A 20,860-nucleotide genomic window follows, 5' to 3' on the forward strand; every position below is an offset into this window, starting at 1 on the left:
AAGTGGTAGAACCTTGCATTTATAACTATGTACTTGTACCTTATTAGGTAAATTAAGAGGGGATTCATATATCATTGGTTATAAACACCATTTGATTTGAGGTGCATTAGGATATGTATAAATACGCTTTTTCAATATTATTGCTTGCTGCGTGCTTTGGTTTAGCTGCAAAAAATGATGTGTTGTCTTTGGATAGAATTGATGTCGCCCAAGTTAAGTTTGCTTTTGAAAACGATGATAATGTGTATCCAGATGAAAGTGAGTTTGCCATCGACCACTTTGTTTTAATGAGCAATGACAATGGAGAGCGTTGGGGGATTTTAACTATTACCAACCAATCGAGCGGCCGCAGAGAGTTACAAGCAAAACACATAATGGCGTTGTTTGCTGACGGTTCAAGATATTCACCCATAAACTTTAAACAGCCTTTCAATGGCAATGAAACACAGTCTATTACTTTGAATTTTGGCGAAAATAAATTTCCAATTTTGTCTGTATATACGAGAAATTAATAATTTACTGTACAGGTCTCAAAATTAGATTTATCGCACAGGTGATAATCTAAATAGTATTTGTCTAGTTCAGGTTTTGCGCCCTGCGTGAGGTAGTTGTACATTAGCTCGGCGCTTTTCCTGCCCATCTCAAAAGGCTTTTGACCTAGATTCACAGTTGATAGACCATGCTTAAGGGCATCAAGTTGAACTTGCTCTGTGTCAGCTGAGATCATCACAAAGTTACCGTCGGCTATTTGATTCTTTGCCGCTTTCATCGTCTCTATATAGTCAGGGTTAAACTGAGCAAACCCTGCCACAGCCAAGAAGATTGGTGGATTTTTTAGTGCAGAAAAACGCTTAACTTGTTCTAAAGAAGCATGCCTTTTTCCCATGGTATAAAGTGGGCAGCGAGGGTGCTCTACCCAACCACTGTCGCCAGATAAACGCTTTTTACTTTGACCCGATAATGCATGACGTACTCCTGCAAGGCGGGCATTAAGGTTTGGCGTAGTTTGATGACCTGACTGTAGACAAATGCTTTGTTTATCCGTGATTTTGTATTTCATTGCCAATTTACCTAAGGCGACACCAAAATCAAAATTATTCGTGCCTATGTATGCAAGTCGGTATTGATGATGTTTGGGCAATAAGTCAGAGTCGAATGTGATAACTGGAATATTTTTCTTTTTTAAGTTCTTGAGGGCATGCGTCACTAAATATTCTGAGTCAGTGGTTGAGACTAAAAAAGCATCGATACTTTGCTCAGCCAATTCACTAATCACTAAAGACTGAGTTCTTACATCTTGATAATCATCAGCGCCATCATAGATGCATTTTAGATTATTAACCTTGCTGGCAAAATTAAGGCAGCCTTTGAATGATTGTTCGTAAAAAGAATCATTTTTGGTTTTACCTATCACTGCAATTGTGAATTGCTCGTTTGCATAAGCTTGGTTCAAAGTGCAACAAAACAAACTGAAAACACAGATAGGTAGGTAAATAAATTGACGAAAAGAAAATTCCATTAATCAGACTTCAATGATGTAAAAATGACGATACTTAAACAATTATACATAATAAAATCACAAAACTAGTAAGGTATAAAATATTTATTTATGTAAGCTAATATTTCTGAATTGTTTCACGTTAAGATGTCAGTTTAATTATTAGAACTTAGACAACAAATTCGCTTTATTCAAATTATCACTAGATTCTGTTTGTCATAAAACTGCAGTAAGCTAGCACTGTTCAGTCAATTAAATAGTTAGTTAAATAAGTTGCTTATGTTGTTGTATCAAGTCATCCGAAATCATATTCAAAATCTGGTCAATGAAGGGCGTTTAAAAGCCGGTTCTAAACTTCCTTCGGAGCGCAGTTTGCAAGAGCAGTTCAACTCTACAAGGATCACAGTGAGAGAGGCGCTAGCCAGGTTAGAATCTGAGGGCGTGATCTACAGTCAAAAACGTAGAGGGTGGTTTGTTACCCCTGAAAAGCTAAAATGGCATCCAGCACGCAAAGTGAATTTTAACGCTTTATCTGAGTCTCAAGGGTTTACGCCCTCTACCAAAGTTATTGAACTGATGACTCCTTCCAATGAGCACAGCATTGCATTTACTCACTTTGATGATAAGCCTATTTACAAACTGACTCGGGCTCGATATTTAGATGGAAGAGGTGTACTAATCGAAGAAATTCACTGTCTTGCTGCGCGTTTCACCCATCTCGAAAAACAAGTTTTAAATGGCTCAATTACTGATGTTATGAAACGACACTATCAGGTTGATATTTCTCATGAGCAGTGCAATATCAGTGTCACGGTGCTACCCGACTATGCGGCTGAATTACTTGAAAAAAATAGCGGTACGCCTTGTTTGAAAGTACAAAGGGCGCGTTATGACAACGAAGATAGCTTGGTCGACTTTAACATTGAATTTTGGCTACATGATTGTATTGAAATGGTAGTGGAAGGGTGTTGATGACCCACTTAAATTTTACACAGAACTTCTGAGCCCATACCGGTTAGAAATTCGAATGATCAAAAAAGCAAAAGCGACTGGTCAGTTATAAATAGGCTTTTGCTTTAATTTCCGGGAAATTTTTCATTTAAAGATAGTAAAGACTACCAGTATTTCGCTTCATTAACGGCGTGCAATAAGCCTTCTATGTCTTTTTGGTACACTTCACCAATATTGCCTATTCTAAAGCAGTCAGCGTCTGACACTTTTCCAGGATAGATGACATAGCCAAGCGACTTTAGCTTTTCATAAAATTGTTTAAAATCATATTCAGGTTCGTTTGGTGAATAAAACGAGGTAATTATTGGTGAATGCAACGGATCGGGCAAAAGTGTCTCAAAGCCAAGTTCTCTCATACCACTGACAAGTAAAGACTGGTTTGATTTATAACGGCTATACCTTGCATCAATACCTCCTTCTTGTTCAAGTTCGATCAGTGCTTGTGCAAAAGCTCTCACTACGTGCGTAGGTGAGGTAAAACGCCATTTACCATTATTCTGTTCCATAGTTTGCCATTGATCATACAGATCTAGAGATAGAGAGTGGGCATTACCTTGGCACTGTGAAATCAATGCATGTTTACAGATTACAAAACCAAAGCCAGGAACCCCTTGAATACACTTATTAGATGAGCTAATTAAAACATCAACACCTAGCTTTATCATATCGATGGGTATTCCACCGAAGCTACTCATTGCATCTAAAACAAAGGTTTTTTTGTAATGGTTCACAAGCTCGGCCACTGCTTCTAGTGGGTTAAGCATGCCAGTAGTCGTTTCGCAATGTACCATGGCAACATGGGTGATGTGTGGGTTTTCTTTGAGCGTTTGCTCAATTTGACCAACGTCAGGATAGTGCGTCTCTGCAAAATCTAAACTAATGACGTTGAGGTTGAGATAGTCTGAGATTTGTTTAATACGCGCACCATAAGCGCCATTATTTATAACAAGTAAAGTGTCTTTTTTTGAGATAAAAGTCCCTAAAGCCGCTTCAACAGAAGCGGTGCCACTGCCTTGCATTAAAGTGGCAGTTAATAGTTCAGTGTTGCCGGCAAGCGAACATAACTGGGTTCTAATTTTTTCTACTATCTCAATATTGTAATCGTCATCCCAAGTACACCAATCTTGTAACATGGCTTCTTTCACTGTTTTAGATGTACTGAGAGGGCCGGGGGTAAGTAATAAATAGTTATTTTTCATAAAAACTCCATCTGGTCTATACCAGCAATTAGAGCATATGTTTTATGATGTTTTGATGATGTAATTGTGACAGTTTACGATGCATTGAGTTAGTTGAAAGGATTAAAAATAACTGTTCATTGTGAAATATAAGGCTAAAATTACGGTAATTGTCAAAGTTTAAAAATCATATGTTTCAACGTTTTTTGTATTTAATCTGTTTGACTGCTTGCGTAACTGCTCAGGCAACAACGCTCAAGTTTTGTTATGAGAGTAAAGAGCTTTTGCCTCATTATCGTGGTGAAGGTGTCTTAACGCCTAGCGAAAAACCAGGTGCAGCAATCGAGATTGTACAAAAGCTTGATGAAATGCTCTCAAAAGTACACATTGAGTTTGTTCGTGAGCCATGGAAGCGTTGTTTAAACGATTTAAAGCTTGGTAAAGTTGATGCATTGATTGCAAGGCACTCAGTCAGTAGAGAGGCGTTTGCAAAGTACCCTAAAACTACAAAAAATGAGCTCGATAATGAGCGTGCAATTTCAAGCACTGCAACTTGTTTTATCCATAAAAAAAATGTGCCCTTAAAATGGAATGGTCATGAATTATTAGTAGACATGCCGCAAGGTATTTCTGTGCCAAGAGGTTATTCACTTGTTGAAGATTTGAAGAAAAAAGGTTTTCAAATCTACGAAACCGTGTCGGTTAAGCAAGCCCACGAGTTACTTTTTAATGGTCGAGTAGGTATTTCACTGAGTGACTGCCAACATAAAAACCTGCCCATAAACTTTATCGAAAATAAAACCCCGATTGTAGAAAATTATGGTTATTTAGTTTTCAGTCACCAGTTTTATTCGCTATATCCAAATCTATCTGAACAATTGTGGAACCAGCTAATGAAAATAGATGACAAAGTTTTCTATGATAAATACTAATACCAATCCTCATTAATACTTAATCATTTTGAGGGACTAAAACTGACGCTAACTTCGTTAAAAATTTCTTATTTAGAACAACTAAATAGCAAAGTTTTAGCCTTGCTATCGACAATTTTCCTTGCCTCAAAATAGATCACTTAATTAAAAGGATTGGTATGAAAGTATCTCAATTGATCTTGCCTCACCAAGTGTGCAAGTTTACAAATAGTGATGTATTCGCTGTCATCTAAGATAACTGGTGATTCTTCTATAATTTGAAATTTGAAATTTTTTCTATTTTTATTGCATTCAATCCAAAATTCTTGCGTGCCATCATCATAAATGAATATGGTCTGTTTGTTGGTAACATTGATTTTTTCTATGTGGTTGTCGACCATATACTTTATTGATGCGTGAATAAAATCAACGCTCTTTAAGAACTTTTGAGGGTCTTTACGGTATAACTGTTTTTGATGCTCGTCTAGTGAGTTTTCAGGGGGAATTGGTAGATTTAAAGTTTCTTTTTCTAAGTACATGTATCGCTCCAAATAGAGTGAATAAGTACGTTATAAAGGTGTGTTTAGATTGCTAATTATAAAATTTTAGCAATCCATTTTTTAAACATATGGATTACTTAATTCCTCGTAAAATATTGTCTATTTCTTTGGACCTTTCATCACTGACATTAGATTCAAACAAAGCTGGTTTTTGTAGTAAAAAACCTTGATAGAAGTCTGTGTTGTAAGACTTTAAAATCTCAAATTCGCCTTGGGTCTCGATTCCTTCCGCGATCACTTTGATGTTGTTGTCTTTAGCTATTTGCACCAAGTGCTTAACGATGCTTTGTTTGTAAGGTTCTGTATCTAAATTTCGTACTAAATCCATATCAATTTTTACATAATCAGGGCGGTATTTGTGCAGCATATTTAACCCTGACCAGCCTGAACCTATATCATCTAAAGCAACACCGAATCCTGCATTTCTGTAAAAATTAAGTATGCCACGCATTACAGACTCGTCTTGAACACTATGAGTTTCGGTAATCTCAAAAACAACATCTTCGGGTTTTATGCCTAAAGCATTAATTGCTGAAGCGGTCGCTCGTAAGCAATATGAGGGGTCATAGATGCTTGATGGGTCAAAGTTTATAAAGAGTTTGCCATTTAATTGTGATTTACTGAAATGAGACACCGCTGAGCGTCTAGCAACTAAATCAACAGAGAATAACAGATCTGAGCTCTCAGCGAGTTTAAAGACATGTGCTGGTGGCACTATGTTGTCAAATTCATCTTTGATCCTAAAAAGCCCCTCGAAGGCAAAAGGCTTTATCTCGTTATTCTCAAGTTTAAAAATCGGTTGAAAGTGTGTTTCATACTTTTCGTCATCAATAGATTGTGAGATCCACGCACTGTTAAAACGATTTATTAAAACTTCAGCAGTGACGATTTTACCCATATCGCTAATCGAAAGTTCACTACCATCTGTCGTCGTTATCTTCGTGCAGGCCAGTTCAGAAGGTTCAAATTCACCATATAAACCAAACAGAAAACGTTTTATTTGCGCATGTTTAATGGTAATGGCTAGGCATTTTTCATCTTTCTGTACTGCTTGGTAATGATTTTGGCCACAAAACACAATGGCTTTATTGACACTTTCTATTGTAGGGAAAAATATCCAAAAACATGTTTCGCTATAAAAATAATTTTCTATCTTTTCGCAATCTGCACAGTACATCAGGTGTCTCCTTTAAGAATAACCTCATAACCTTACGGTTTGATAATGAGTTTAGATCCATATAAAAGTTTTACTGTTCAAATTCCTAAAAATTTCGCTCCATAGTGTGATTGTTCAAAAATATTTGCATTTATAAATTTTGAGCTTACACTTGTGCGCTCAATGGGCGTACACGTGTAAGCTAAAATGGTTTAGACATGCAAAATATCTCACGATTTATTTCAAACAATTTATTTCATTACAATGATTTAGCAGGTTATTTAGAGCCTGTTTTACAAGTATTCAAACCAGCATGGAGAAGTGGTTTTTTTAGGGCACAGGTTAAAGGTATTCGAGTACTTAGCGAAAATGCGCTTAAAATAACCTTGAAACCAGAGAAAAAGTGGCCAATTCACACAGCTGGTCAGCACATTTCTTTGACAATAGAGCAACAAGGCCGGTTGATTTCTCGGGTATTCACCATCGCGTCTGGTGCGAAAAAATTAAAAGAAACGGGCTTAATTGATCTGGTGATCCGCACTCACGGTAAGGGGAATTTCACTCCATACCTTGTAGAGTTAGCTATGAACAGCTGGGTCAATATTTCAAAGCCAAAGGGAGAGTTCATATTTGATCAGCAAAGCAATCATACGACTTTTTTAGCAGGTGGATCTGGTATAACTCCATTCATTGCAATGTTGGATGACTTACAGACAAACACGCACCAACACGTCCATTTATTATATTACGCAAAGTCAAACGCGCATTTAATGGTGGATGTTTTGGAGAAGCTTTTGACTAAACTTCCTAATTTTAGTTTTGAACTACTTAATCGTAGTGAACACGGCTCATTTACCGAGTTTGTTTCAGTAGAGCATACCAACGAACTCCTCGTCTGCGGGCCACAAGAAATGTACGTTGAAGCTGAAAAGTTCTGTAAGTCACGTCAAATACCCATCAGAGCAGAACACTTTCAAGCAATTAAGCCTACTCAATCCATAAATGAAGCTGCACGATTCAACGTAAAACTCAATCATGGTGACTTAGAAGTTAGCAATCAAGATTCGTTATTAAGTGAATTTCAAGCGCACAATGAACCTGTGATGTATGGCTGTGGTATGGGTATTTGCCATCAATGTCAGTGTGTGAAAAAGAAAGGCATTGTAAGAGATATGCGTGATGGCCGTTTATCAGATAACAGCGAAGAGCTTATCCAATTGTGTGTGACTCAAGCCATGACAGATTTGGAGTTAGAACTATGAAACAAGTGAATTTTGACCAGTTAGCCTTGCAACTCGATGAAGTAAAACAACAAGTAAAAGCAAAAGTCGGACAAGAAGATGCGAATTATATTCGTAAAGTCATTGTTTGGCAGAGAGTGTTTGAGTGGAGCGGCAGAATTTTACTGATGTTAGGATTTTGGCAGCCATTACTTTGGGTGGTGGGGGTCTTAAGTCTTGCGGTAGGCAAGATCTTAGACAACATGGAAATTGGTCATAACGTGATGCATGGTCAATATGACTGGATGAACGACAAGTTCATTAATTCTCGTGCCTATGAATGGGATATTGCCTGTGATGGCAGTAGTTGGAACAGGGTTCATAACTACGAACATCATACTTATACCAATATTATCGGCAAAGACAGAGATTTTGGTTATGGCCTTTTGAGGCTATCGAATGACTTCAGGTGGCGTGTGAAAAACCTTTGGCAGTTTATTACTTACGTTTTACTGAGTGTGCTTTTTCAGTGGGGCGTGTCTTATCATGAGATGGCGGCTGAGCGGGTTTTCTTTGGTAAAAAGAAAGACAACCGAGATAACAAAGTATCACACGCTGAGCTGAAAAAACGTTTCTTTAGTAAAGGAGCTAAGCAACTGGTTAAAGATTATGTCATTTTCCCAATTCTAGCAGGGCCGCTATTTCTGTGGGTTTTTTGTGGCAACTTAATAGCAAATTTATTAAGAAACTTATGGACCTCAACCATCATTTTTTGCGGTCATTTTACTGAGCATGTTCATACGTTCACAGAAGAAGAGTGTAAAAACGAAAGCAAAGGGCAGTGGTATTACCGCCAGGCTTTGGGCTCATCAAACCTCAAAGGCCGCACATGGTTTCACATCTTAACAGGGCATTTAAGCTTTCAGATTGAACACCATTTGTTTCCAGACTTACCGGCGAAGCGTTACCCTGAAATAGCCCCGAAAGTACAACAAATCTTTCAGCAACATGGTATTCACTACAATACGGGCGGATTTTGGCGCCAATACGGCTCAGTCTTAAAACGTATTATTCGTTATTCATTTCCTTAGAAAAGCGACTCCCTCAGTTAAAATTTGGCTGAGGGAGATTTATCTTTGATACTCCACACGCTCTAGTTTATCAGATGGGATCTCTGGAAATTTACCAGCTATCCAGTTTTGTTTTGCTTGTTCTATTTTTTCTTTACTAAACGATACAAAGTTCCAATGAATATAAGGCACATTCTGCCATTGCTCTCCACCCAGCAAAATAACACGGCTGTTTTTAGAAAACTTAATCGTTGTTTCTGTATCTTCTAATAATACAAGCTCATTTGGAGAGATAGTCTCGTCATTGACCGTGACTTGGCCATATAAAACATAGAGTGCGGTTTCAAAGTCTGGGTTGGGTACATCAATTGTTTTACCTTGAGTACCAATTACATCTAGATAGAACATCTCTGAATAGGTTTTTATTGGTGAGCTTAAACCATAGGCATTACCCGCTATTAGGCGGGTCATAACACCATTTTTAGCTATTTGGGGCAGGGCTTCTCGCTTCACATGAGTAAACGCAGGCGCAATATCTTCATGCTGTGCTGGTAAGGCAATCCAAGATTGCAAGCCGTTTAGACCATGTTCGCTTGCTCTTGTTTCGACGCTTTCTCTTTCAGAGTGGGTAATACCTGTACCAGCTGTCATCCAATTCACATCACCCGGTGCGATTTCTAAATTATTACCCAATGAGTCTCTATGTAAAATTTTACCTTCGATTAAATAAGTTAAAGTGGAAAGGCCAATGTGTGGATGCGGTTTGACATCAATCCCTTCACCTTGAGAAAAACTAGTCGGGCCCATATGGTCGAAAAATATAAATGGACCAACCATGCGTTTTTTCATGTGGGGAAGTAAACGTTTTACGTTTAGGCCACCAATATCATGCTCTGTTGCGGATAATTTTAATGCCATAAGTAACTCAAATCAGGTGATTAACTATTTACAGCATAGGTGCAAAATACCCTTTTAATCTATTCAAAAATTTTGATTAGAGTATTCAAAATTCATAGCTGTTCAACCTTAGCTGCCAAGCTTAGACTGGTGTTAATGAAATGACTTAAGGTGCATACAGATGAAAAATGTTCTACTAATTAACACATCAATTAATCATGACGCTGGCAATTCTTATGTATTGAGCAATGAGTTTGTCGATAGATTATCAAATAAGTTTGAGTTAACAGTTACACATCGCGACCTAGTTAAAGCGCCGTTGGAACACTTAAAGCAAACAGAAATGCTTGCTTGGATGACGCCTGAAGCGCAGAGAAACGGTGAACAAAAATCGTTGGCTGATTTATCTGATAATTTGATCAAAGAAGTACAGCAAAGCGATCTACTGGTGATTGGCCTACCTATGTATAACTTTGGTGTGCCTTCACAGGTTAAAGCTTGGATGGATAGAATCGCAAGAGCCGGTGTTACCTTTAAATACACAGAGCAAGGCCCTGTTGGCCTTTTAGCAAATAAAAAAGTGATAGTATTAGCTGCGCGTGGCGGAATTTATGCAGGTACTGATAACGACTCTCAAACTACACATGTTAAATCGTTTTTTGCACTACTAGGGATCACAGACGTTGAGTTTATTTATGCTGAGGGCCTAAATATGCCAGTTAAAGATGAAAGTCTGGCAGCAGCAAAGAAACACATGAATGAGCTTATCTCTGAGCTATAGCCATTTAGTAGTAACCAACAGGAAGGTTTTAGAACCGACCTGTTGGTGATCAGATTTAATGCGCTGCTTTTGCGTCTAATTCAGGGTCGACGAGTGCAAACATGATTTTAATGAGTAAAAACAAGGCATAGATGTTAATCGGGTAATTTACGATGACTTCAGTCCAAAATAAGAAAAGAGGATTATTAATAAGGCTGGTGATTTGGTCAAAAATCTCAATAAACAATCCAAGTGATAATAAAATAAAACCGTAATACTCACATTGGTGCGTAGTTTCAGAGCTTTCAACCTCTTGACCAGCTACCCAGTTTTGTAAAATATTTCTGCCTTCAAGCAACACACCAAAACCGACTAATAATATTGCTATACCTTCTTCGTCTTCTTTCAACTCATGAAGGTGCTCTAGTGTTAACTCCGAGAACATCAACTGCAACTCATGAAACATCAACATAGCTATGATGGTCGAAACCACTAAGCTTATTAAAAGTAAAAACAGTCTATTAGCGAGAAGTTTAGGAATAAACATAACTTGTCCATTGTTTGAATATTACCAAGATAATAATCCAACAATGTGGAGACAATATGTTAGTGAGACACTGATTTTGAAAAGATGTTGATAACTATCACACCCGCAATTATTAAAGTCATACCGATTATTGCAGCAAGATCAGGTGTTTGCTTAAATAGTAAAGCACTTAATGCTGTAATCAAAACAATGCCTGCGCCAGACCAGATGGCATAGGCAACACCTACAGACACATCCTTCACAACCAATGAAAGGCAATAAAAAGCAATAGAGTAAGCAATAATGCAAAGTGTACTAGGAGCCAAATGAGTAAAACCATCAGATGATTTTAGCGCTAATGTGCCAATCACTTCAGATACAATTGCAATAGTTAAATAAAACCAAGCCATATATATACCACGACAAAAAGAGAGCGGAGTTTACTCGTAAAAGTTTGATTAGTTAATAAGATAACTTAATTAACTTGGCTATTTTTGTGTTTTTGCAATCACCACCAAGAGTACACCACCTAAAACAAGTATCGAAGCGACGACAAGTCGCATAGATATTGGCTCTGATATAAATACCAGCCCACCAAAGGCTGCGATAACGGGAACTAAAAGCTGTGTTACAGCGGCTTGCATATTTGATAATAAAGGGAGTGCTTTATACCAAATTATGTAACCAATACCCGAAGTCACAACACCAGATAAGATGGCAACAACCAGGCCTTTATTTGTGATAGAGCTAAAATCAATAAATAGCAGCGTTATCATGGCCAATGGTATGGTTCTCATAAAATTCATCGTTGTGTCTAAACTTGGCTGCAGTGATTTTTTGCCTGCGAGTGTATAAAACCCCCAAGCAATGCCTGACATTGCCATTAGCACAAAACCTGACAAAGAAGGAGTTGAAAGAGTCGGTAAGACCAAATAAATAAACCCGATAACTGCCATAGCTAATCCAATGAGTTCTAGCGAAGAAAACCGTTCTCCTGTTAGCTTGGATACCGTTAACATGCAAATTTGAACAGAACCAAATAATATTAATGCACCAGTTCCTGTATCTAAGGTTAAATAGGCGAAAGAAAAGCAAATAGCATAAATAAACAACATTAATGAAGACCACCAATGTCCATAACTCAGCAGTGGTTTTTCAATCCGTTTAAAGCTGAATAATAAATATAAAAAAAAAGCTGCAGAGATTAATCTGACCGCAGTAAACCCTGCAGCGTCAATTTGTTCTTCTCCTAATGCAACTCTACATAACACGGAATTTCCTGCAAATGCGAGCAGCGAGAACAAAGTGAAAATTCCTGCCTTCATATTGGGTGGCCTTAAGTGTTGAATGAGTTAAAAGTGCTAAGACCGTTAATGTAGCAATTTTCTCACGCTAATTTGCGTTAATTTTCCGCAAATCACTAACATAACAGCACCAATCAAGACGGGGGTAAACAGAAAGTCCCAACCTTCTCCTGCAAGCATAATCAATAAAGGGTTAGCCCCAGCTGGTGGATGCGTCGTTTTCGTTATGAGCATCAAACTGATGGCAAGGCCAGTAGCAAGCGCCAAATAAATAGGATCACTGCCAAACACTTGGAAGAATAAAATGCCAACAAACGCCGTGATTAAATGCCCAAAAATGACATTTTTTGGTTGTGCAAGCGGGCTTTCAGGCACGCCAAAAACCAGCACAGCGGTCGCTCCAAACGGCGCCATTAATAACACCACAGACGATGCGTGCGTGTCTAAAAATGAAAGGAGTGCGATGGCAATAAATGCACCTATGCCTGCGGTAATTGATAAAACAATATTTCTCATTAGAGTTCCTTGTAACTGAGGGTAGACCAATTTGTCTACTTGCAATGGTAGACAGCTCGGTCTACTATTGTCAACGTACTTTTTGTCAATGTCAGAACACAATATGAATCCAAAACGACAACTCCTCATAGAGACTGCGCTTAAGCTTTTTTATAAACATGGCGTCAATAGCATCGGTATAAATGAAGTATTAAAAGAGTCAGGAGTTGCTAAACGCACGCTTTATAATCATTTTGCGAGTAAAGAAGCATTATTGCTCGCAGCCTTAGAGTACAGGCACCAGATTTTTATGAGTTGGCTAGAAACAGAGATTCAACATGCCAAATCAAACAGTGAGTTAATCCATTGCTTGTTTAATGCATTACAAACTTGGTTCGACAGTAAAGTTGAGCAATTGGGTGAATTTAGAGGCTGTTTTTTTATCAACACAGCCGCTGAATCTGCTACCTTTGCTGACGAAATCAAAATTTTTTGTTTAGAACATAAGCTGCAAGTTAAAGCGCTAATTAGTCAATATTTGAACAGTACAAACAATGAGTTGCTTGATTTAATTTGTACATTAAAAGAGGGGGCCATCGTGCAATCGAGTTTAAACCCTGCCGAAAGTCATTATACGCGCACTTGTATTCAGTCTCTTTTAAAACTCACTGACAACTAGGGCGCGTTTTGTAATTTAGCCTTTTATTTTCATAATGCATTGACGATTAGATATGCACTCGGTTGCAGTGGGTTGTCTGTTTTTTGCTCAATATAATTCTTACTCTGCCGATAAAAGTCTATTTACAGTTGAATGGATGCTTTTATGAAAATTGACAAATCAGAACTGACTCTGTCGAATCAATATCAAGGTACTAAGAAACAAAGTGTTAAGCGCACTGAGGTCAATCTAGAGCAAAACGTGGAACAAAACCTCGAATCACCTGCTGCGCTTGAAAATAAACAAACTGAAGACATCTTGAATGGCGATAGTGCACAGATGTATGTTTTGAAGTTGTTAGTGCAAAAACTAACAGGAAAAAAGATAGATTGGATAGTCGGGAAAGATATTTCGCATGCCGAAATGACACAGCTTGTTGAACAAGCAAATGCATCTGACGAAAACCGCCCAGCCCATGCGGTAGTCGAAACACTCAAACATGAAAGCCAAGCGAATGTACTTAGCTTGAATGGCAAACTAACACTCTAAGAGGGTAAAGAAATCGAGTTTGCCTTTAAAATCTCATTTGAGCAGTCCCACACAAGTTATCAGCGAAATATAGAATCTTTAGAGTTTAAAGACCCTCTCCTTATTAGTTTCACCAATAAAGCGGTTCAGCTAGATACATCTAAAACTTCTTTCGATATAGATGCCGACGGAAAAAATGACACTTTTTCTCAACTACAAAAAGGTTATGGGTATTTGGCATTTGACAGAAATGGTAATAACAAGATAGACGATGGAACTGAGCTATTTGGCGCACTCAGTGGCAATGGATTTGCAGTTTTGATTCAGTTCGATAATGACCAAAATGGTTTCATTGATGAAAATGACGACATATTTGATAGCCTGAGACTGTGGGTCAAAAATGCCCAATAAGATAAATTAATTAGCTTAGAAGAAGCTAATATCGGGGCGATATCGGTGAAAAATGTTGAGACACCTTTTAACCTTAGAGCAGAGGGTAAATTACAAGGCGCAATTAGAAAATCTGGTTTTTATGTAGATAGTGATGGCAAAGCCGGGCTTATTCAGCAAATTGACTTTGTTGTTTGAATTTATGGTTTTTTTAAACACTCTAGCTATTGAGCTGATTATTTTAGCATTGCAAACATGTGATTATCGTAGAATCTTCCATCCTTAAAAATTGCTGTTTTTAATACTGCTTCAGGAAAGAAACCTGATTTCAACAAAAGTTGTTTTGATGCAATATTGGGTGAAAACACAGAAGCAAAAATTCTAACAATGTCTGTGTTACTAAAGACATCACTAACTAGAAGTGAAATCGCTTCTGAAGTAATACCTTTTCTCCAATAGTCGCTATCTAGCCAATAACCAAGTTCTGCGCAACGTTGATACTCAAACTCCCCGGGATTGACACCAATGCAGCCAACAAACTTTCCTTCGTAGCATATTGCTTTAACAAAGCCTTCTCGGCTGCCTTCATTAATCCACCAAACGGCATCTTGCTCAGTATAGGGACTAGGAATTTTACTAGATAAATATTGTGTCACGAGCGGGTTGTTTAGTACCTGCAGCAACTTTTCTTTATCGGAGAGCTGAAAATCTCTTAAAGTTACGCTTTTGTTTTGCATCATTGTTTAAACTTGACTGCCGTACCAAAAACCATAATTTCAGAAGAACCATCCATAATGGTACTGGTGGTAAATCTTATTCCAACGATGGCATCGGCGTTTTTGTCTGAGGCATTTTGGACCAAGCGTTCAATCGCAATATCTCTGGCTTCACTCAACATTTCGGTATAGCCACGGATCTCTCCACCGACTATGCCTTTTAATCCAGCCATGATGTCTCGACCAATATGTTTTGCTTGTACGACGTTGCCGGTTACAACACCAACAATACTCTCTATTTCTCTGCCAGGGATCGTTTCAGTGGTTGAAAAAATCATAAAATACCTAAAGTTAGCCATTTAATTTGTTCTTAAAATAAGAACATTTATTCTTAAAAAAGTAAATCGGGTTATTGAGTTTGATGGCCATTAGTAAATTATTTTCTGCTAACAGCGAGACAAAAACTTATTAAATTTGCATTGTGTTTAGAAAATGCCATTTCTATTAAGTATTTTTCCACCAGTCAGAAGCGCATATAGGCGCATAGAAAAACTGATCCCTTGCACTGCGTCCCAGTGTTCAACTAGATCGCCATTTTCGATTCTCCAAGAATCAATGATATTAATCCCTTGTTTCGGGTTATTACGATGTTTCGCTTTTAAAGTGACATGAGAGTGCAATATTACATAATCGCCATCTACAAAAACGTGTTTTACATCGTAACTAAACTCTGGGGCACTTTTTGTGAGTGTTTTGATTGCTGTTATAACGCCTTCAATCCCATCCGCAATGGTTTGATTATGCTGCTTATAGCCATTTTTTCCGAACCTAGCCAAGACTTGATCAAAGTTATGCTCATTCATAAGAAGCTGAACAAACTCAACAGCAAGAGAAGCCTTTTGGGTGTCTGTTTCATTCCAATGAGATTTAACTAAATTACTTAGTTTGATTTTAGGTGATGCCATGTAAAATCCTCTGGTTAAAATTAACTTTCAAAATGCAAGTTAATTTATTTGCTTGCAAAGTGCAAGTTAAATTAAACTGTATTTGTGTAATGGAGGAAATAAATAATGAAACGATCTAACTGTCCGATTTCGAAAGTATTAGATTTGGTAGGCGACAAATGGAGTTTGTTGATATTGAGGGACATGCTCTTTTTTGGAAAAGAAACTTATTCAGATTTACAAAATTCTGATGAAAAAATGGCGACCAATATTTTATCTACGCGTTTAGAAAAGTTAGAACAAGAAGGGCTGGTTTCAAAACATGCGAGTGAGCAAGATAAAAGGAAAAAGCTATACAAACTGACAGAAAAGGGCATTGATATGTTACCCATTCTTCTAGATATGATTGTATGGAGTGCCAAATATGCTCTTGATACGCATATTCCAGAAGGCCTAGTGGATAAAATCAATGACGACAGAAATAGTGTCATTGAGCAATTTAAAAAAAACATATGAGTGAAGCTGATAGTCTAGCTTCACTCACTTAGCAAGTTAGTTTATGTCAAAACGACCTACTAGCCGGTTAAGGTTATTTGCCAATTCAACTAATTGAGTCGCGCCAGCCGATAAATTATCTGCAGCTTGTCCAACATGTTGCGCTGAATCATTGACCCCTGAGATGGTGTGTTTGGTTTCGCTTGCTGCATGACCTTGCTGTTGCGCTTGCTCGGCGATTTGGGCAATAAAATTTTGCACCAGTTGCACAGAGTTGGCGATTTCATCAAAGCTTTGGTGAGCTTGTTCTGAACGTTCGATTGCTTGTTCAGAGTCAGCAACACTTGAAGTCATTTGCTGCGACACGCTGCGCGTTTGTTCAATCAATTCTGTCAGTACTTTTTCAATATCTTGCGTCGCATCATGAGAGCGCTGCGCTAATGTTCTGACTTCATCTGCAACAACAGCAAAACCGCGGCCTTGCTCACCAGCACGTGCAGCTTCGATTGCAGCGTTTAAGGCAAGTAGGTTGGTTTGTTCGGCGATGTTGCGTATAACTTCTAAGATGTTGGTGATGTTATTTGATTGCTTTTCAAGTTCACTCATTGCGCCTGCAGAATTACCCAAAGAGCTATGTAATTGTGCTACTTGAGCAACGGTTTGTTTGATTAAGCCATTACCATTTTGGGCATGAGAATCAGTCGTTTGAATGGCTTCTAAGGCGTCGCCACAGTTTTGACTAATGGTGATAGCCATGCTCTCAACCGATTCGGTTGTATGTGTTGCCTGTTTTGATTGATTTAGCTGTGTATGGCATCGTTCACGAATTTCGTTGATGCGAGATTTAGACCCTTGGGCTTCGTCATTTAATGTAGCCGCATTGTTTTGAATGTCTTTCACTAATTCATTAATAGAGTTTAAAAATTGGTTGAACCAAGATGCCAATTCGCTGATTTCATCTTTACCAATCACTTTTAAGCGTTTTGACAAATTCCCTTCGCCTTGCGCAATCTCTTTTAAGCCTTCAGAAACCATTTCGATTGGATAAACAATTTTATTAGCTAATACGATGGCAATGACAACAAATACAACCAACATAATTACAGCAATGATGCTGATACTGTATGACATGTTGTAAGCAGAAGATAAAATTTCAGCCTCATCTATGATTGCAACGAAGGTCCAATTTAATTCATCTGAGTGATAAAGTTTACCAACCATGGTTTTTTTATCTGATTCTATATTGATGAGTGGTTTATTTTTATTTGCTTTAATTGCATTAAAAATAGGGGAGTTGAGCTTATCTAAAGATTTAAAGTTATTTGCCGGGTTTTTAGGATCGGCCAGTACGGTGCCTTGCCCGTCTAGTAACATCAAGTAGCCAGTTTCGCCAATTCGAATATTACTGACGATGTCTGTTAAGGTAGATAAAGTGACATCTAATGACTGCACACCAATTGTTTGCCCAGACTTTTTAATCGCCGTTGCCACACTCACCATTGCTTGTCCTGTGACCCCTTGATAGGGCTCAGTAACAATAACTTTATTCGGATTTTGTGAAACTTGTTGATACCAAGGTCGCTTTCTTGGGTCGTAATTACCCAGTGGCTCAGCGGGATATTGAATAAAGCCACCATACTGAGTGCCTAAATAAACAAATAGGAGTTCTTCGTGGGTCTGCCCGAAAGATTCAAATAGCTCAAAAATATCAGCTTCTTCTTTACCTGCTGAGCGTGGGTCCATCATCTTTTCGGCACCGAAATAGGTAGAAGTATTTTCTGATACTGAAATGACGGTATTACTTTGAGCTAAAAAACGAGCATTATTCTTCATTTGATCAAAGAATAAATTAAAGGTGTTTTCAACTTGTCGAATTTCACTACTGGAACTATCGACGAAGCGTTCTAGAGACTCTGTCTTGGTCTGTGAAATACTCACAATAGAAATAGCGAATATTGGAATAATGACGGTTAAAACAAAGCTGATGATCAGCTTTTGGCGCATTCTCATAATATCACCCCTGCGATTATTACTTTTTATTGTAGATGATTAATTTGCATACTAGGGGGTTAAACGGGGTTTTAGCAACAATTAACGTCTAATTAACTTAAATTTTATTACTTATTCCATTTAGTTTAGTTGTCTAAGAAATGTTACGCATAAATTTATAAGATAAATGTAATTTTTTTGTAAATTAATTCAATTAGGGTGTGGCTCCACTTTTGGAACATTGAAATCAGGCCCTTGTTGTGAATCGAAAAAAATCTAATCGTGCACTTTTTTTAAATCTACATTTTCTAGCAATTGTGTTGGTTGGCGTTTCGCTTGCTACAGGTTTAAGGATCAGCCTTTTAAAATATGCTCATTTTGATTTTTTAAGCGGATTGCTGCCACAAGGGCAAATGCACACAGTGCATTATTATTCGGGGTTGATGCTAGGTGTTTTATGCCTAAGTTATGTGTTTTACAGAAAGAGATTTACTCACAAAACAACAGACAATAAATATCATGGTATCGTCAATTATTTAGGTTACGCAGTTGTTGTTGCTTGCATCGCCACAGGATTGATCCGTTGGCTTGATTGGGCTACGAACTGGGTTGCCCTAGCACACTATCTCTTCGCATTAACATTTATTGCTTTTATATTTTTGCACAGCTATGTGTATTTTTTGTCACAGGGCAAAAAGTTAATAGCTAAGCTGTTTCAAATTAAAGCGCTCAAAAAACAAAAATTGTATTTGGGCTGTTTTGTTATTTTTGCCTGTGTCGCGATTTGGATTTTTGAGCAATATAAGTCAACGGACTATAAAGTCGTCGCCTTAAATAATTCGGCGTTTATAGCGATTGATGGTAAAGACGATGAAGCGTTTTGGCAGCAAGTGCAATGGCATGAAATAAATACTTATGGCGGGGCAAACTTTAATAACGGTCACACCCCCGTACAAATAAAGATTGCCAGCAACGATGTCGAGAGCTATTTCTTGTTTCGTTGGCAAGATGAGACTAAAAGTCTAACCCACCTGCCATTGGTTAAATTAAATCAACAATGGCAAGTGAAGCAGCAAGGCTTTCATACATTCAATGAAACCCGTTATTACGAAGACAAATTTGCCGTATTGCTAAGTCAAAGTTGCGACCATGGCGGCGATGGCACAGCGCATTTAGGCAAGTCGCCCATCAAAGGCAAGCCGGCTAATTGGCATGGTAAAGGTTACCATGGTGCGCTTGATGGCAGAGTACGTGATCTTTGGCATTGGAAAGCTCTACGCACTAATGACATGGTACAAATGGATGACAATGTCATCGCCGCGCCAAGAAGCGCTAAATCTGGAAATAGGCGTTATACCGCAGGTTACTTTGCGGATGGTAAAGAAAGTGGCGCCTATGTAATGAATTGGCTTTGGTATGGCAAAGATAAAGTCACCCCTAAGCGTTTGCCATTACCTGAATATCAACAAAAGTACCAAGGAGCAGATAAAGATCTTGAGCAAGCCGTTATGCCCTGGTTTTCAAGTACCCCTTATGCTGCATTACTCGACGCTTACCCTGAGGGCACTTTATTAAGCTCTGTACTTTATCGCTCGAACCGTTTTGAAGGAGACAGAGGGGATGTCACAGCAAAAGGCCATTGGCAAGACGGATATTGGACTTTAGAAGTCGCGAGGAGAAACAAAACAGGCTCTGAATATGACGTAGCATTAGAGGAGGGCGTTTGCATTTGGGTTGCTGCTTTTGACCATGCGCAAATCGCACACACTCGTCATCAAAGGCCATTGAAATTGGATTACTCGGCGCTTAGGCAAAAAGGAAAGTTATGATGCTTAAACGATTATTACTTTCTATTGGTTTTTTTACAGTTTGCTTAGCTGCTGGTCAGTTAATTCAGAGTGAGCCGAGTATACCCCTAGAAAATAGATTTTATAAAGTCAGTAATGACGGTCAGTTGATAACTGCATGGAAGGGACCTTGGGTCTGTGTTTATGATGAAAAAGAAAATCTGTTATGGGAAGTGAAGCGAGACGATGAATCCATTCATGATGGTTACTGGAGTTATTCGTGGTTCAACGACCAAATTGGCGTAAAAAATAGCGGCGATTGTTATTTTGAGCCTGAACGATGTGATACTCAAGACTTGATCCGAAAAGCCAATCAACACGGGCTTTGCCAAGTAACAGGCTGGCGCTTACCGACACAACAAGAAGTAGAAGCAATTTTACAAACTCAAGATAAACCTCAGCAAGCAATGCTTTCTACAGATTATTTCCGCCATATAAAAGCGGGCGATTATTGGACACAAGACGCGGAGCAACCTTTAGAAGGTCATTATCGCCATCTACATAAAGGTGCGATTGCAGTCGATTTTTATCAAGGGCGTTTTAATACTCTTCCCTACAGAAATGCTGCATTTGTGATGTTAGTAACTTCCGAATTACCCAATTCGATTAAGGAGGCTAATGCACAATAAACCCGTCTATTTAATACCAACCCTTAAAAGAGATCACTTAATTAAGAGGATTGGTCTAAGACGATTTTTTAACAGCAA

26 protein-coding genes are annotated in these 20,860 nt (G+C 38.2%); 13 read left to right on the forward strand and 13 right to left on the reverse strand.

What is annotated here, in order from left to right:
• Window positions 1–113: 113 nt before the first annotated feature.
• Window positions 114–512 (forward strand): hypothetical protein, encoded by a 399-nt coding sequence (locus AC1HJP_RS11070; protein WP_480361867.1) that lies wholly within the window; start codon window positions 114–116, stop codon window positions 510–512.
• On the opposite strand, the gene AC1HJP_RS11075 is transcribed toward AC1HJP_RS11070, so the two are convergent.
• Window positions 509–1,519, reverse strand: coding sequence for a substrate-binding domain-containing protein (locus AC1HJP_RS11075; RefSeq protein WP_480361868.1), 1,011 nt, complete (start codon window positions 1,517–1,519; stop codon window positions 509–511). The genes AC1HJP_RS11070 and AC1HJP_RS11075 overlap by 4 nt on opposite strands.
• 258 nt (window positions 1,520–1,777) lie before the next feature.
• Here AC1HJP_RS11075 and AC1HJP_RS11080 point away from each other — a divergent pair, with 258 nt between their 5' ends.
• Window positions 1,778–2,470, forward strand: a complete 693-nt coding sequence (locus AC1HJP_RS11080; RefSeq protein WP_480361869.1) for a UTRA domain-containing protein — start codon at window positions 1,778–1,780, stop codon at window positions 2,468–2,470.
• A gap of 143 nt (window positions 2,471–2,613) precedes the next feature.
• Here AC1HJP_RS11080 and phnW read toward each other — a convergent pair whose 3' ends face one another.
• Window positions 2,614–3,708, reverse strand: a complete 1,095-nt coding sequence (gene phnW, locus AC1HJP_RS11085) for a 2-aminoethylphosphonate--pyruvate transaminase (RefSeq protein ID WP_480361870.1) — start codon at window positions 3,706–3,708, stop codon at window positions 2,614–2,616.
• A 170-nt stretch (window positions 3,709–3,878) separates the two neighbouring features.
• Here phnW and AC1HJP_RS11090 point away from each other — a divergent pair, with 170 nt between their 5' ends.
• The gene (locus AC1HJP_RS11090; protein WP_480361871.1) at window positions 3,879–4,619 is read left to right on the forward strand and encodes a type 2 periplasmic-binding domain-containing protein; all 741 of its coding nucleotides are present in this window, start codon (window positions 3,879–3,881) and stop codon (window positions 4,617–4,619) included.
• 140 nt (window positions 4,620–4,759) lie between these two features.
• Here AC1HJP_RS11090 and AC1HJP_RS11095 read toward each other — a convergent pair whose 3' ends face one another.
• Window positions 4,760–5,137 carry a hypothetical protein gene (locus tag AC1HJP_RS11095; RefSeq protein ID WP_480361872.1) on the reverse strand — a complete coding sequence of 126 codons (378 nt, stop codon included), beginning with the start codon at window positions 5,135–5,137 and terminating at the stop codon, window positions 4,760–4,762.
• 94 nt (window positions 5,138–5,231) lie between these two features.
• On the reverse strand, window positions 5,232–6,335 hold the full coding sequence (locus AC1HJP_RS11100; RefSeq protein ID WP_480361873.1) for an EAL domain-containing protein: 1,104 nt from the start codon (window positions 6,333–6,335) through the stop codon (window positions 5,232–5,234).
• Window positions 6,336–6,532: 197 nt separating this feature from the next.
• Between AC1HJP_RS11100 and AC1HJP_RS11105 the strand changes: the two genes are divergently transcribed.
• Window positions 6,533–7,576 (forward strand): flavin reductase family protein, encoded by a 1,044-nt coding sequence (locus AC1HJP_RS11105; protein ID WP_480361874.1) that lies wholly within the window; start codon window positions 6,533–6,535, stop codon window positions 7,574–7,576.
• Window positions 7,573–8,625: a fatty acid desaturase family protein gene (locus tag AC1HJP_RS11110; protein WP_480361875.1), complete on the forward strand. Its 1,053-nt coding sequence runs from the start codon at window positions 7,573–7,575 to the stop codon at window positions 8,623–8,625. The genes AC1HJP_RS11105 and AC1HJP_RS11110 overlap by 4 nt, the downstream gene beginning before the upstream one ends.
• Before the next feature lie 39 nt (window positions 8,626–8,664).
• On the opposite strand, the gene AC1HJP_RS11115 is transcribed toward AC1HJP_RS11110, so the two are convergent.
• Window positions 8,665–9,522, reverse strand: coding sequence for a pirin family protein (locus tag AC1HJP_RS11115; RefSeq protein WP_480361876.1), 858 nt, complete (start codon window positions 9,520–9,522; stop codon window positions 8,665–8,667).
• Window positions 9,523–9,682: 160 nt separating this feature from the next.
• Here AC1HJP_RS11115 and AC1HJP_RS11120 point away from each other — a divergent pair, with 160 nt between their 5' ends.
• A complete protein-coding gene (locus AC1HJP_RS11120; RefSeq protein ID WP_480361877.1) occupies window positions 9,683–10,282 on the forward strand; it encodes an FMN-dependent NADH-azoreductase in 600 nt (199 codons plus the stop codon).
• A gap of 55 nt (window positions 10,283–10,337) precedes the next feature.
• Here AC1HJP_RS11120 and AC1HJP_RS11125 read toward each other — a convergent pair whose 3' ends face one another.
• The 4 genes from AC1HJP_RS11125 to AC1HJP_RS11140 all read right to left on the reverse strand — a co-directional run bounded on the left by AC1HJP_RS11125 (window position 10,338) and on the right by AC1HJP_RS11140 (window position 12,607).
• Window positions 10,338–10,808 carry a hypothetical protein gene (locus AC1HJP_RS11125; RefSeq protein WP_480361878.1) on the reverse strand — a complete coding sequence of 157 codons (471 nt, stop codon included), beginning with the start codon at window positions 10,806–10,808 and terminating at the stop codon, window positions 10,338–10,340.
• Window positions 10,809–10,867: 59 nt separating this feature from the next.
• Entirely contained in the window at window positions 10,868–11,197 is a 330-nt protein-coding gene (locus AC1HJP_RS11130; RefSeq protein WP_480361879.1) for a DMT family transporter, read from the reverse strand.
• A 78-nt stretch (window positions 11,198–11,275) separates the two neighbouring features.
• Complete coding sequence (locus tag AC1HJP_RS11135; protein ID WP_480361880.1) at window positions 11,276–12,112, reverse strand: DMT family transporter; 837 nt, start codon at window positions 12,110–12,112, stop codon at window positions 11,276–11,278.
• 45 nt (window positions 12,113–12,157) lie between these two features.
• On the reverse strand, window positions 12,158–12,607 hold the full coding sequence (locus tag AC1HJP_RS11140; protein WP_480361881.1) for an HPP family protein: 450 nt from the start codon (window positions 12,605–12,607) through the stop codon (window positions 12,158–12,160).
• A gap of 88 nt (window positions 12,608–12,695) precedes the next feature.
• On the opposite strand from AC1HJP_RS11140, the gene AC1HJP_RS11145 reads away from it, so the two are divergent.
• From AC1HJP_RS11145 to AC1HJP_RS11160, 4 genes are all read left to right on the forward strand, one after another.
• A complete protein-coding gene (locus tag AC1HJP_RS11145; RefSeq protein ID WP_480361882.1) occupies window positions 12,696–13,265 on the forward strand; it encodes a TetR/AcrR family transcriptional regulator in 570 nt (189 codons plus the stop codon).
• Between the two features lie 144 nt (window positions 13,266–13,409).
• Window positions 13,410–13,793, forward strand: coding sequence for a hypothetical protein (locus AC1HJP_RS11150; RefSeq protein ID WP_480361883.1), 384 nt, complete (start codon window positions 13,410–13,412; stop codon window positions 13,791–13,793).
• 213 nt (window positions 13,794–14,006) lie between these two features.
• The gene (locus tag AC1HJP_RS11155) at window positions 14,007–14,183 is read left to right on the forward strand and encodes a hypothetical protein (protein WP_480361884.1); all 177 of its coding nucleotides are present in this window, start codon (window positions 14,007–14,009) and stop codon (window positions 14,181–14,183) included.
• A gap of 45 nt (window positions 14,184–14,228) precedes the next feature.
• On the forward strand, window positions 14,229–14,360 hold the full coding sequence (locus AC1HJP_RS11160) for a hypothetical protein (RefSeq protein WP_480361885.1): 132 nt from the start codon (window positions 14,229–14,231) through the stop codon (window positions 14,358–14,360).
• Window positions 14,361–14,398: 38 nt separating this feature from the next.
• On the opposite strand, the gene AC1HJP_RS11165 is transcribed toward AC1HJP_RS11160, so the two are convergent.
• From AC1HJP_RS11165 to AC1HJP_RS11175, 3 genes are all read right to left on the reverse strand, one after another.
• Complete coding sequence (locus AC1HJP_RS11165) at window positions 14,399–14,902, reverse strand: GNAT family N-acetyltransferase (protein WP_480361886.1); 504 nt, start codon at window positions 14,900–14,902, stop codon at window positions 14,399–14,401.
• Entirely contained in the window at window positions 14,899–15,216 is a 318-nt protein-coding gene (locus AC1HJP_RS11170; protein WP_480361887.1) for a heavy metal-binding domain-containing protein, read from the reverse strand. The genes AC1HJP_RS11165 and AC1HJP_RS11170 overlap by 4 nt, the downstream gene beginning before the upstream one ends.
• A 147-nt stretch (window positions 15,217–15,363) precedes the next feature.
• Window positions 15,364–15,843, reverse strand: a complete 480-nt coding sequence (locus AC1HJP_RS11175; RefSeq protein WP_480361888.1) for a nuclear transport factor 2 family protein — start codon at window positions 15,841–15,843, stop codon at window positions 15,364–15,366.
• A gap of 105 nt (window positions 15,844–15,948) precedes the next feature.
• Between AC1HJP_RS11175 and AC1HJP_RS11180 the strand changes: the two genes are divergently transcribed.
• Window positions 15,949–16,338 (forward strand): winged helix-turn-helix transcriptional regulator, encoded by a 390-nt coding sequence (locus AC1HJP_RS11180; protein WP_480361889.1) that lies wholly within the window; start codon window positions 15,949–15,951, stop codon window positions 16,336–16,338.
• 36 nt (window positions 16,339–16,374) lie between these two features.
• Here the strand turns inward: AC1HJP_RS11180 and AC1HJP_RS11185 are convergent, their stop codons facing one another.
• Window positions 16,375–18,327 (reverse strand): methyl-accepting chemotaxis protein, encoded by a 1,953-nt coding sequence (locus AC1HJP_RS11185; RefSeq protein ID WP_480361890.1) that lies wholly within the window; start codon window positions 18,325–18,327, stop codon window positions 16,375–16,377.
• Window positions 18,328–18,566: 239 nt separating this feature from the next.
• Between AC1HJP_RS11185 and AC1HJP_RS11190 the strand changes: the two genes are divergently transcribed.
• Together AC1HJP_RS11190 and AC1HJP_RS11195 are read left to right on the forward strand one after the other, a co-directional pair.
• Window positions 18,567–20,135 (forward strand): ethylbenzene dehydrogenase-related protein, encoded by a 1,569-nt coding sequence (locus tag AC1HJP_RS11190; RefSeq protein ID WP_480361891.1) that lies wholly within the window; start codon window positions 18,567–18,569, stop codon window positions 20,133–20,135.
• On the forward strand, window positions 20,132–20,782 hold the full coding sequence (locus AC1HJP_RS11195) for an Lcl domain-containing protein (protein ID WP_480361892.1): 651 nt from the start codon (window positions 20,132–20,134) through the stop codon (window positions 20,780–20,782). Before AC1HJP_RS11190 ends, AC1HJP_RS11195 begins: the two co-directional genes overlap by 4 nt.
• Window positions 20,783–20,860 lie beyond the last annotated feature (78 nt).

This window comes from Pseudoalteromonas sp. NFXS53 (genome assembly GCF_056629255.1).